Source organism: Providencia sp. PROV269, assembly GCF_028477785.1.
Classification (GTDB): domain Bacteria; phylum Pseudomonadota; class Gammaproteobacteria; order Enterobacterales; family Enterobacteriaceae; genus Providencia; species Providencia rettgeri.
This window is the reverse complement of the sequence record NZ_JAMPLV010000002.1, coordinates 283,854-296,662: the sequence shown is the minus strand read 5'-3', so window position 1 is coordinate 296,662 and position 12,809 is coordinate 283,854. Positions and strand designations below refer to the sequence as shown.

Below are 12,809 nucleotides of genomic sequence, written 5' to 3'. Positions count from 1 at the left end.
GCAAATAAACTCGATTAGGATCAGCCAACGCTGTGCTCTAAGCTGATCGCCAGTAATTTTTGTGCTTCTACGGCAAATTCTAATGGAAGCTCCGAGAACACATCTTTGCAGAAACCATTTACAATCATTGAAATTGCATCGTCTTCGCTGATACCACGTTGTAAACAGTAAAATAACTGGTCTTCCCCAATACGTGAGGTTGTCGCTTCATGTTCAAGTTGTGCCGTATTATTCTTAACTTCCACATATGGGAATGTATGTGCACCACATTGGGTGCCAATTAACATAGAGTCACATTGGGTAAAGTTACGAGCGTTATGTGCACTCGGTAGAATTTTCACTAAACCGCGATAACTGTTTTGGCTTTTACCTGCAGAAATACCCTTAGAAATGATCGTTGAACGGGTATTTTTCCCGATATGGATCATTTTCGTTCCTGTATCCGCTTGTTGATTGCCGTTCGTTAATGCAACGGAGTAAAATTCACCGACAGAGTTGTCTCCTTTAAGGATAACGCTTGGGTATTTCCATGTGATGGCAGAGCCAGTTTCTGACTGTGTCCATGACATTTTTGAATTATCACCTTCACACAATGCACGCTTAGTCACAAAGTTTAGGATCCCACCGGCTTCGCTATCTCCACCGGAGAACCAGTTTTGGACAGTCGAATATTTAACTTCGGCATCTTTATGAATAATAACTTCAACAACCGCCGCATGGAGCTGATAACTATCACGAACAGGTGCAGAACACCCTTCGATATAGCTCACATAGCTACCTTCATCAGCAATTAAAATCGTGCGCTCAAACTGGCCGGTTTTGGCTGCGTTGATCCTAAAATACGTTGATAGCTCCATTGGGCAGTGTACGCCTTTTGGTACATACACAAAGGTACCATCTGAAGCCACTGCCGCATTTAATGCAGCAAAAAAGTTATCATGGCTCGAAACGACTGACCCGAGATATTTCTGTACCAGTTCAGGGTATTCTTGAATAGCCTCACTAAACGAACAAAAAATAACACCATGTTTCGCTAAGTCATCACGGTAAGTTGTAGATACTGAGACCGAGTCAAAAATGGCGTCAACCGCAACGGCCTTCCCTTCACGTACAGGAACGCCTAATTGGTTAAAGGCTTCTTCAACTTCAGCCGTTAAATAATTATTGGTTTCCGCCACACCTGTGCCTTGTGTAGCACCAGATTGCGAACCACAGGTATCATCACATGAGCCACAAGATGGCGCAGAGTAATAGCTATAGTCTTGGTAATCGAGATTTGGGTAATTTGCTTTAAGCCAATGAGGTTCTTCCATGCCTTTCCAGTGATTAAAGGCATCAAGACGGAATTGGAGCATCCACTCAGGCTCATTACGTTTAGCTGAAATTGCACGAATAACATCTTCGTTAATGCCTTTCGCCATTTCATCCGTTGCGACTTCGGTAAAGAAGCCTTCTTTATAACGCTGGTCATCAAGCCAGCTTTGAACATCATCGCCAACTTCTACATTGCTCTGTGACATAATCTGACTTCACATGTTAAACGCCGAAGCTTTCACCACACCCACAGGCATGTTGGGCTTTCGGGTTATTAAATTTGAAAATTTGATTCAGCCCTTCTTGGACAAAATCAACGACTGTGCCATCAATAAATGGCATTGCTTCTTTTGGCACATAAAGATGTGCGCCATCGAGTTCAAATAACAGGTGTTGGTCTGTTGGGTTTTCGATCATTTCAAACACATAACCGAAACCTGCGCAGCCAGACTGTTTTACGCCGAGTGAAAGCCCTTTTGTATTTGGGTTTTGCACCATCAATTTTTTGATTTGTTTTGCAGCGCTTTGTGTCAGGCTAACTCCCTGCCAATTGTTTTCATCAAATGAAAATGTCTCTACACCGTCAGTCATATTGACCCCACATTTCTTATGGCTTTTCAGCCTGTTATCAGGAGATTAACTCTGCCTACCCTATGGTAATGATTAGCTAATTGACTTCAACCATTTGTTTTAAGAGGTTATAGCTATTATAGCTCTTTTTTTGTTCATTTTCAGATTATAAAACAAACAAAATTACAAAAAAACAAGCTTAACCCATTGATAAACAATAAATAAGTAGAGTTGTGTTTTTTATTTAAATTTGTACTAAATAATACACTTAATGACACAAATTAATAAAGGTGCATTTATTATACAACTTAATTAACTTGATAAAAAATGAATTTATAGAAAGAATGGGCATAAAACCATACAAAATAAAGGGTTTTATCGGGTTTTCTGACCTTTCCTTAGCCAAAAAACCCTGCAATTAAAATGGTTATTATTCAAATAATACGGCGGTTGTCAGGCGAGAAGTACAACACAATTTGCCTTGCTCATTGAAAACCTCAATATTCCATACCTGCTGACGGCGCCCTAAATAGATAGGTTTACAAATACCCTTAACAACCCCTGAGCGAGCAGCACGAACATGATTGGCATTGATTTCCAACCCGACCACCTTTTGTTCTCCTTCCGAGCACATATAACCCGCAATTGAACCTAAGGATTCAGCTAATACAACAGAAGCACCGCCATGCAATAACCCAAAAGGCTGTTTGGTGCGATGATCAACAGGCATTATCCCCTCTAAATAATCATCGCCAATTGCCGTGATTTCAATACCGAGATGCCCTAACATGCAGGTTTTTGACATTTCAGCGAGTTGCTGCAAATTAAATTGACGTTTCCAAATCATTAAACTATCTCCAGCAGCGCTTGAATCGGATGTTTTATCGATACATTTTCCATGCGTTTAACTTGGCTACGACAGGAATAACCTGAACTTAAACAACGTTCTTTTGGCAAAGAAGACATCGCCTCCTTCCACGATAAGTTATATATTCCTTTTGAATTTTCAAGATTGGCCACTTCGTGCCCATAAGTCCCAGCCATGCCACAACAGCCAACACTAACATTATTTAATGTTTGCCCAAAGCGTGCAAATAACACCGCCCATTGATTCGCACTATTAGGTAAAGCCGTTGATTCAGTACAATGACCGAAAAAATACCACGGCTGGGTCGATGTGGTTTGCACATTGTGTGGTTCAGGCAATGTCATTAACCATTCATGCGCTAACATCACCGTAAATTGGCAGTGGTCTTTGCCTAAAATTTCATGATATTCATCGCGATAACAAAGTACTAGTGCGGGGTCAACACCGACCATTGGCAACTGCAATCTTGCCACTCGATTTAAAAAATCTGCCGTCTTACGAGCCGTTTTAGCAAACTTCGCTAAAAAGCCTTTGATGTGTTGTGCTTTTCCATTCGGCGAGAACGGTAGCAACACAGGCTTAAGACCTAATTTCTCAATTAAATGGACAAAATCTGCCACCACTTTGGCATCGTAATAACTAGTGAAAGGGTCTTGAACCACCAGCACATGTTTTTCACGTTGTGAATCCGTCATACTTTCAAGTTGTTCAAGCGTGACAGAAACCGCTGCATGACCTGAAAGTTCTTGTTTTAATGTTGGTTGAGAGAACAACGGCAAATCCACCATACCGATAGTATGTTGACTCAGTTTTTGCACCACCGGTTGACGCAAAAAGAAATTAAATACGCCGGGCACTTTGGAAAATAAAGGTGCACTCGCTTCAACATTTGCAACAATATAATCGCGAATAGGACGCAAATAACGCCCATGATACAACGCTAAAAACTTAGCTCTAAATGATGGGACATCAATTTTAATTGGGCATTGCGTTGAGCAGGCTTTACAGGCAAGACATCCTGCCATTGAGGCTTTCACTTCATGAGAGAAGTCATAGTCACCTTGTTTAGCGCGCCAAGTGTTACGTGTTTTTTCTATCAGCCCACGCAATGACGGTTGGTCTTGTGTAATGCCCTTTTCAAGGTGTTCTGGTGTAACACCTTGTTCAGCTAATAGCCTTAGCCACTCACGAACAAGTGTCGCACGGCCTTTTGGAGAATGAATTCGTTGACCACTCACCTTCATGGATGGACACATCGGGCTCTTCACATCAAAATTAAAACACAGCCCATTACCATTACACTCCATTGCACCACGGAATTCTTGGCGCATTTGGACTGGTATCTGTCGGTCATACGTTCCTCGTTTGATGCCATCAACCTGCTTCATCGGTGCATCCAACCCTGCAGGTGGGCAAATTTTACCCGGATTTAAGCGGTTATCGGGGTCAAATGCCGCTTTGATATTGCGCAACTCACCGTATAGCTCATCACCAAAAAATTCAGGACTATATTGTGCACGAAAACCTTTCCCATGTTCCCCCCACAACAACCCACCGTATTTAGCAGTTAATGCAACAATTTCATCAGAAATTTGTTTCATCAATACTTCTTGTTGTGGATCGCACATATCCAGCGCTGGACGAACATGTAATACTCCTGCATCCACATGACCAAACATGCCATAATTTAAGTTATGACTGTCTAATAACGCACGAAATTCCACTATATAATCAGCAAGATGCTCAGGAGGAACGCAGGTATCTTCAACAAATGGAATTGGCTTCGCCGCACCTTTACTGTTACCCAACAGCCCCACGGCTTTTTTACGCATGTTATAAATACGCGTAATATCTTCAAGATCATGGCAAGTTTGATAGCCAATCACCCCAGCTTGATTATTCGCCATTAATTCATCTAAGCGTTGGCACAAGCTTTCAGTCAATTGATTGATTTCATCTTCATCATCGCCGCTAAATTCAACGATGTTTAACCCTAACATTTCTTTGTTTGGCACATCCGTAATTAAGGCTTTAACAGAATGCCAAACGATGTCTTCTTTCGCTAGGTTAAGCACTTTTGAATCCACAGTTTCAACTGATAGCGCTTTGGCTTGCACCATAAAGGGGGCATTACGCAGTGCAGACTCAAATGAGTCATATTTCACATTCACTAAACGACGTACTTTAGGAAGTGGCGTAATATCCAATGTTGCTTCAGTGATAAAAGCAAGAGAGCCTTCTGAGCCAGTGAGAATGCGCGTAAGGTCAAATTCAGTTAACTCATCATTAAACACATGACGTAAATCATACCCTGTCAGGAAACGATTTAATTTGGGAAATTTTTCTTCAATTAGAGAACGTTGCTCTAAACAGCGCTCTAACACCGTTTTATAAATACGCCCCACTGTAGAATCTTCTGACGCAATCGTTTGGGCGAGTTCGATAGGCATAGCGCGCGTATCTAAGCATTCTCCCCCTAAAACCATGGCTTTAACGCCTAACACGTGATCAGAGGTTTTACCATAGACTAATGAACCTTGGCCTGATGCGTCAGTGTTGATCATTCCACCTAGCGTTGCTCGGTTACTGGTAGATAGCTCCGGTGAAAAGAAATAGCCATAAGGCTTGAGATATTGATTTAATTGGTCCTTGATGACCCCTGCTTCAACCTTAACCCAACCTTGCTCTGGGTTTATTTCTAAAATTCGATTCATATAACGGGACATATCCACAACAATCCCTTCGGTTAAGGATTGCCCATTAGTTCCCGTTCCCCCTCCCCGAGGGGTAAAGCTAAGCTCACGAAATTTCGCTTGCCCCGCAAGCCGAGTGATTATTTGTACATCTGCACTCGAACGCGGAAACACAACCGCTTGGGGTAATAGTTGGTAAATACTATTATCTGTCGCCATGGATAAACGCTCAGCATAGCTGGTGCCGTTATCCCCAGTAAAACCGTGTTCTTGTAGCTCATGCAAGAACTCAATAACTAAATGACTAAGATGAGGAGCTTCTGATATACGCGGGATCATTATTAACGATGACTCTTGTTGTTTAGTGTTCGCATTACTCGTTATGTACTATCTTTATTTTAAGTTGCACAATAGTGTCTGAGGTCTATGATGAGTTATCTTCACAGCCTGTAAAGACAGCACAGCCGCTGATGACATTGTCATCATGAACCATATCACAATATTGTTTTTTTTAACCGTGAAAAATAATTACGTTATTTTCACCTAAAAATTTGCTAGACACGCAGAATTTTCATTTGCAAAGGATCAATCATTAATGGAAAAATCTCAAAAACGCTTGGATCTTCCCAAACTTATTTTCGGCCTATTATCCATCGTTTTAATGATAGCAGCCTGTTTTTGGGTACTTAATCCATTTATTCTTGGCTTTGTATGGGCGGGAATGATGGTAATTGCAACTTGGCCACTATTATTAAGACTCGAAGCTCGCTTATGGCGCAAGCGCTGGTTAGCTGCATTAGTGATGGTTCTTCTTATATTACTATTATTCGTTATCCCATTAGGTATCCTAATTGGCAGTATTATTGAAAATAGTACTCCACTTATTGATTTAGCTAAATCACCATCAAGCCTAACGCTGCCTGATTTAGAATGGCTAAATACTATCCCGATGGTAGGTGAAAAAATTTACTATGCATGGCATAGCTTAGTTGCCAGTGGGGGTAATGCTTTACTTGCCAAAATTCAACCCTACTTTGGCCAAGCCGCAGGTTGGTTTGCCACACAAGCTATTAGTGCAGGAAGATTTGTTTTTCACTTGATGTTAATGCTGCTGTTTAGTGGTTTACTCTATCTTAAAGGCGAATCAGTCATGGTTGGTATCCGCCACTTTGCTGTGCGTCTTGCAGGGATCCGTGGAGATGCAGCTGTCGTATTAGCCGCACAATCTATTCGAGCCGTTGCGTTAGGTGTTGTTGTGACTGCACTCATTCAAGCCATTGTCGGTGGCATTGGCCTCGCTCTTTCTGGTATCGGTTACGCAGCAATCTTGACTGTTCTATTGTTTATTTGCTGTGTGGCTCAATTAGGGCCTTTATTAATCATGATCCCCTCCGTGTTATGGCTATTTTGGACAGGTGATACGACCTGGGGGATCATCTTGGCTATTTGGGCTGCCGTTGTCGCTACTATGGATGGCGTTCTTCGCCCATGGTTAATTAAAATGGGCGCAGACTTACCCATGGTTCTAATCCTTGTTGGTGTTATTGGGGGAATTTTATCATTTGGTATGATTGGTTTGTTTATCGGCCCGGTTGTATTAGCAGTTTCTTACAGCTTATTAAAAGCTTGGATGAACGAAGTCGCTGTTCCGAATGAAGACTTAACAGAAACTGAAAAGTTTCTAGAGGAAGAGTTTTCGATTAAAAAGTAGTATACCGCCAATTAGTCGCAGGTATGTTTAAGCTATACATGCTTGCGAACTTAATAAATCTAGTTCCATTAATATTTAGAAACAATATTTAACATTCTAACGTTAGTATTTAGTCTAATTTATGTTAACATAAATCTATTGAATTAATTCTCTTTAAGTAACAATGAGTAATATTAATATTGAGAGTGTTCTTAATGATTGTATAATATGAATAGTTTAATATTCAATTATTGAATCATATGAATCTAAGAAGCCGCGCCCTTCCCCCTTTGGGCGTTGCTTTATTAACTGAATTGCTGTGTGTAGTCTTTGCCTGTCAGCCCATGATAGGCTTTTTTTTTATCTTTATTTAATATGAATACTATTCATGTCATAATCAGAACATCACTTTATAATTATTGATTAACATCAATTTTTGTCATTATTATCCGTTATAATACTCCTTTGGCGTTATATAATTTATTAACTTACGTTACTCTTATTTAGCATATACTTGCCTGTTAAATTTAATACACATAATAAGGGTAATTATATTTAGCTTATTGTTTGTTTATGCCTAAAAAGCATTACACAACCACTTATTCAAAACTATTTAATATCAAACTACCTATTATAGAATTTATCAATTTCTATAATAGGTAGCTTTGATTAAGTAAACACAAAGGCTGAATGCTATTCACATTCAGCCTTGATAATTAAAAAACTAAATAGTTATTGATTTTCAGCTATCGTTAGCCATGTTTGCACAACGGTGTCAGGGTTTAAAGATAAACTATCAATACCTTCATCAACCAACCATTGAGCGAAATCTTGATGGTCGGATGGCCCTTGCCCACAAATGCCTACATATTTATTTTGGCGTTTTGCAGCCTGTATTGCCATGGATAACATCGCTTTCACGGCATCATTTCGTTCATCGAATAATTCAGAAACAACACCCGAGTCCCTATCAAGACCTAATGTTAACTGAGTCATATCATTCGAACCGATAGAGAAACCGTCAAAATGTTCGAGGAATTGATCAGCCAGTAAAGCATTTGATGGGATTTCGCACATCATAATAACTTTTAAGCCATTTTCACCACGTTTCAAATCATGTTTAGCCAATTCTGCAACTACGGCTTCCGCCTGTGCAACCGTGCGAACGAATGGGATCATGATTTCAACATTTGTTAGGCCCATGGTATTACGAACACGTTTAACCGCTTCACATTCCAATGCAAAACAGGCACGGAAGCTATCAGACACATAGCGCCCTGCACCACGGAAACCTAACATTGGGTTTTCTTCTTCAGGTTCATAAATATCCCCACCGACTAAGTTGGCATATTCGTTTGACTTGAAGTCAGATAAACGGACAATAACGCGTTTTGGCCAGAAGGCTGCGGCTAAAGTCGAAATTCCTTCGGTTAATTTACCGACATAAAATTCAATCGGGTCATCATAACCTGCCATCATTTGGCGAATTTCTGCTTGTAGCTCAGGAGATTGCTTATCAAATTCCAGCAACGCTCTTGGGTGAACACCAATCATACGATTGATGATAAATTCAAGCCTAGCTAAGCCCACGCCTTCATTAGGTAAACAAGCAAAATCAAATGCACGGTCAGGGTTACCGACGTTCATCATAATTTTGACATCTAGACTTGGCATATCACTCACTTCAGAGCTGTGAATTTCAAATGCAAGTTTACCTTCATATACAAAGCCTGTATCGCCTTCAGAACAAGAGACAGTCACCTCTTGGCCTTCTTGCAAACGGTCAGTCGCATCACCGCAACCGACAACGGCTGGAATACCTAACTCACGAGCGATAATCGCAGCATGGCAGGTGCGTCCACCACGATTGGTAACAATCGCAGCCGCTTTTTTCATGATTGGCTCCCAATCAGGGTCGGTCATATCGGTAACGAGTACATCCCCCGCCTGAATTCTATCCATTTCACTCAAGTTATGAATAACTTTAACCGCCCCTGAGCCAATACGATGACCAATTGCACGCCCTTCAACTAAAACTTGTCCTTGTTGTTTTAATTGGTAACGCTCCATCACTTGTTGATTAGAACGAACGGTTTCTGGCCTTGCTTGAACAATATACAAACGCCCATTATGACCATCTTTTGCCCACTCGATATCCATTGGGCGACCGTAGTGTTTTTCAATCTGTAAAGCTTGACGTGCAAGTTCTTCAACTTCGTGATCAGCCAAAGAGAAACGATTGCGTAGAGCCTCTGGCACATCTTCGATTTGTACTTGTTTACCGTGCTCTTTACTATTGGCATACACCATTTGTAATTTTTTTGAGCCCAGTGTACGACGTACAATCGCAGGGCGGTTGCTGGTTAACGTTGGTTTATGGACATAATACTCGTCAGGGTTCACGGCGCCTTGTACCACCATTTCACCTAAACCATACGCAGAAGTGATAAATACAACTTGGTCGAAACCTGATTCAGTATCAATCGTAAACATGACACCCGACGAGGCTAAATCTGAACGTACCATGCGTTGAACACCCGCAGAAAGTGCTACACCGCGGTGGTCATAACCTTGGTGAACGCGATATGAAATCGCACGGTCATTAAATAATGAAGCAAAAACGTGTTTAATCGCAACTAAGACTGCGTCTATCCCTTGAACGTTAAGGAATGTTTCCTGTTGCCCTGCAAACGAAGCGTCAGGCATATCCTCAGCCGTTGCCGATGAACGGACAGCAAATGAGGCTTCCGCTTCACCTTCTGACAGTTGCGCGAATGCATCACGAATATCTTGTTCCAACTCCTTCGTCAGCGGTGTATCAATCACCCATTGACGGATCTGAGCACCTGCTACAGCCAGTTGGTTCACATCATCAATATCCGTTTCATCTAGCAGGTTATAAATGCGCTGATTTACACCGCTCTGCTCCAGAAAATCATTAAACGCCTGTGCGGTTGTCGCGAAACCGTTAGGTACGGATACTCCCAGATCAGATAAGTTAGTGATCATTTCACCGAGAGAAGCATTTTTGCCCCCAACACGGTCAACATCATTCATCCCTAATTGGTTATACCAAAGTACATTACACGGAGTGAGGCCATTTGTGGACATTGAAAGCGATCCTTTTATAGCAATTTAGTGACAGAGTACAAATCGTAAAAAATCTCGTTGGCGAAAATTCGCCTCGTGAAATAGACTAGCACAGACGCTAAGAGAAGATGGACTGGTGAATCGTTCCATCACTGAAGAAAACTTTTTTGTTCTAAAAATCGTTCAAAAAATGGCTATAGTTCCCCCTATAAACTAATTTTTAAACTTTAAACAAAGATAATATCTCCCAATATCCAGTGATAAATACAATAAGAGACAAATAATGATGACCGAATTAGGAGCAATGAATAATATGGCAAGCCAAGTTCAACGCACTGTTTTTTTTATTTCAGATGGAACAGCGATCACCGCTGAAACTTTGGGGCATGCCGTACTTTCTCAATTTCCGCTGTCATTTATTTCTTATACTCTGCCGTTTGTCACAAGCGAAGCTCGCGCGCAGGAAATTAAACAAAAAATTGATATTATCTTCCAAGAAACGCAATTGCGCCCTTTGGTGTTCTATTCGATTATCTCCCCCGAAGTAAAGCAAATCATCACTCAAAGTGCCGGGTTCTGCCAAGATATCGTTCAGAGCTTAGTCGCCCCGATTCAAAAAGAAGTCGGCCTAGAACCTGAACCCAAACTTAACCGAACCCATGGTTTATCTATGCAGAATATGAATCAATATGATGCACGTATCGCTGCCATTGAATATACACTGGCTCACGACGATGGGATTTCGTTACGAAACCTGGATCAAGCCCAAGTGATACTGATAGGGGTTTCACGTTGTGGCAAAACACCAACAAGTCTCTATTTAGCGATGCAATTTGGTATCCAAGCTGCAAACTACCCATTTACGGCTGACGATATGGATAACTTACAGTTACCAGCCGCATTACGCCCATATACGCATAAATTGTTCGGTTTAACTATTAGCCCTGAACGGTTAGCTGCCATCCGTGAAGAGCGCCGTGAAAATAGCCGCTATGCTTCCATAAGGCAATGTCGTATTGAGATAGCTGAAGTTGAAGCTTTATTTAGACAAAATAAAATCAATTACTTAAATACAACTAACTACTCTGTTGAAGAAATTTCCGCAAAAGTGATTGATACCATGGGCTTACAAAGACGAATCTTTTAATGAATACAAATAAAAAAAATATTCATTCCAGCTAAGTTGGAGGTTGAAATTACGCCACATTCGTTTATTGTGATCTTAATCACTTATAGGGCATACGCCTATTAAAGTTCTTTGAGAAAGAAAATGCACAAAACTGATGAATTACGTACTGCGAGAGTGGATAGCTTAATTACCCCACAAACTCTCGCTGATGAGTTTCCTATTTCCCAAAAAGTCGCTGAAAACGTGACAGCGTCACGCAAACGCATAGAACAAATATTATCCGGTCAAGACCCGCGTTTACTGGTTATTGTTGGCCCTTGTTCGATTCATGACATCGATGCGGCTATTGAATACGCTAAAAAATTAAACGCATTAAGAGAGCATCATCAAGACCGTTTAGAAATCGTCATGCGAACTTACTTTGAGAAACCACGTACTGTCGTGGGTTGGAAAGGGTTAATTTCTGACCCAAACCTTGATAATTCTTGCCAAGTTAATACCGGTATCCGGTTAGCTCGTAAATTATTAATTGAAGTTAACCAATTAGGGTTAGCCACGGCAACCGAATTCCTTGATATGGTCACCGGGCAATATATTGCAGATCTGATTAGTTGGGGAGCAATAGGTGCTCGCACAACAGAAAGCCAAATTCACCGTGAAATGGCATCCGCATTATCTTGTCCTGTTGGTTTCAAAAATGGCACAGACGGTAATATTAATATTGCCATTGATGCAATAAGAGCTGCAAAGGCACAGCATATGTTTTTATCACCAGATAAAAATGGGCAAATGACCATTTACCAAACTAGTGGTAATCCACATGGTCATATCATTATGCGTGGGGGTAAACAACCTAATTACACTGCCGGTGACTTAGCCGCAGCTTGTGACAAACTACGTAAATTTGAATTACCAGAGCATTTAGTGGTCGATTTCAGCCATGGTAATTGCCAAAAAATTCACCGTCGACAACTCGAAGTTGCTCGGGATATCGCTGAACAAATAAAAGATGGTTCTACCGCTATCAGTGGTGTAATGGCAGAAAGCTTCTTGGTTGAAGGCACGCAAAAAGTGGTTTCTGACCAACCTTTGGTTTATGGTCAATCAATTACCGACCCATGCCTTGGCTGGGAAGACACCGAGCAACTTATTGAAATTCTTGCTCAAGCTGTTGAATCACGCTTTAAATAAACCCAATAATTCCAAAATTCTTCTATTACAAGCCCTTTAGTTTCGTTCACTAAAGGGCTTCTTTATATTTAAATCAGAAATAATTATTATTTAAATATAACCAAAACGATATAATACTCCAATTAATCAAATAAAATAGAATTTTAATCCAAAAAAGTCTTGACCCACCCCACGCTAACGATAATAATTCTCACTACGAACTAATTTATGCGTTCGGTTTCCTGTAGCCCAGCCCGACTATCCGCTACAACATTACAGTGCTAA

8 protein-coding genes are annotated in these 12,809 nt (G+C 40.9%); 3 read left to right on the top strand and 5 right to left on the bottom strand.

Annotation, left to right across the window (positions count from 1 at the left end; translation table 11 throughout):
- Nucleotides 1-20 precede the first annotated feature (20 nt).
- From sufB to ydiJ, 4 genes are all read right to left on the bottom strand, one after another.
- Nucleotides 21-1,520, bottom strand: coding sequence for a Fe-S cluster assembly protein SufB (gene sufB, locus PR683_RS02730; protein WP_109911264.1), 1,500 nt, complete (start codon nt 1,518-1,520; stop codon nt 21-23).
- Between the two features lie 16 nt (nt 1,521-1,536).
- Nucleotides 1,537-1,905: a Fe-S cluster assembly scaffold SufA gene (gene sufA, locus PR683_RS02725; RefSeq protein ID WP_004910405.1), complete on the bottom strand. Its 369-nt coding sequence runs from the start codon at nt 1,903-1,905 to the stop codon at nt 1,537-1,539.
- Nucleotides 1,906-2,314: 409 nt separating this feature from the next.
- On the bottom strand, nt 2,315-2,731 hold the full coding sequence (locus PR683_RS02720; protein WP_109911263.1) for a hotdog fold thioesterase: 417 nt from the start codon (nt 2,729-2,731) through the stop codon (nt 2,315-2,317).
- On the bottom strand, nt 2,731-5,784 hold the full coding sequence (ydiJ, locus tag PR683_RS02715; protein ID WP_109911262.1) for a D-2-hydroxyglutarate dehydrogenase YdiJ: 3,054 nt from the start codon (nt 5,782-5,784) through the stop codon (nt 2,731-2,733). Before ydiJ ends, PR683_RS02720 begins: the two co-directional genes overlap by 1 nt.
- A gap of 256 nt (nt 5,785-6,040) precedes the next feature.
- Between ydiJ and ydiK the strand changes: the two genes are divergently transcribed.
- The gene (ydiK, locus tag PR683_RS02710; protein WP_109911261.1) at nt 6,041-7,156 is read left to right on the top strand and encodes an AI-2E family transporter YdiK; all 1,116 of its coding nucleotides are present in this window, start codon (nt 6,041-6,043) and stop codon (nt 7,154-7,156) included.
- Nucleotides 7,157-7,867: 711 nt separating this feature from the next.
- Here ydiK and ppsA read toward each other — a convergent pair.
- The gene (ppsA, locus tag PR683_RS02705) at nt 7,868-10,246 is read right to left on the bottom strand and encodes a phosphoenolpyruvate synthase (RefSeq protein ID WP_109911260.1); all 2,379 of its coding nucleotides are present in this window, start codon (nt 10,244-10,246) and stop codon (nt 7,868-7,870) included.
- 262 nt (nt 10,247-10,508) lie between these two features.
- Here ppsA and ppsR point away from each other — a divergent pair, with 262 nt between their 5' ends.
- A complete protein-coding gene (gene ppsR / locus PR683_RS02700; RefSeq protein WP_110731880.1) occupies nt 10,509-11,372 on the top strand; it encodes a posphoenolpyruvate synthetase regulatory kinase/phosphorylase PpsR in 864 nt (287 codons plus the stop codon).
- A gap of 123 nt (nt 11,373-11,495) precedes the next feature.
- Nucleotides 11,496-12,545: a 3-deoxy-7-phosphoheptulonate synthase gene (locus tag PR683_RS02695; protein WP_110731879.1), complete on the top strand. Its 1,050-nt coding sequence runs from the start codon at nt 11,496-11,498 to the stop codon at nt 12,543-12,545.
- Nucleotides 12,546-12,809: the final 264 nt, after the last annotated feature.

Bases quoted from the DNA above. Each gene is read 5' to 3' on its own strand.
- sufB (WP_109911264.1), bottom strand. From the start codon at position 1,520: ATGTCACAGAGCAATGTAGAAGTTGGCGATGATGTTCAAAGCTGGCTT.
- ppsA (WP_109911260.1), bottom strand. From the start codon at position 10,246: ATGTCCACAAATGGCCTCACTCCGTGTAATGTACTTTGGTATAACCAA.
- sufA (WP_004910405.1), bottom strand. From the start codon at position 1,905: ATGACTGACGGTGTAGAGACATTTTCATTTGATGAAAACAATTGGCAG.
- PR683_RS02695 (WP_110731879.1), top strand. From the start codon at position 11,496: ATGCACAAAACTGATGAATTACGTACTGCGAGAGTGGATAGCTTAATT.
- ppsR (WP_110731880.1), top strand. From the start codon at position 10,509: ATGATGACCGAATTAGGAGCAATGAATAATATGGCAAGCCAAGTTCAA.
- ydiK (WP_109911261.1), top strand. From the start codon at position 6,041: ATGGAAAAATCTCAAAAACGCTTGGATCTTCCCAAACTTATTTTCGGC.
- ydiJ (WP_109911262.1), bottom strand. From the start codon at position 5,784: ATGATCCCGCGTATATCAGAAGCTCCTCATCTTAGTCATTTAGTTATT.
- PR683_RS02720 (WP_109911263.1), bottom strand. From the start codon at position 2,731: ATGATTTGGAAACGTCAATTTAATTTGCAGCAACTCGCTGAAATGTCA.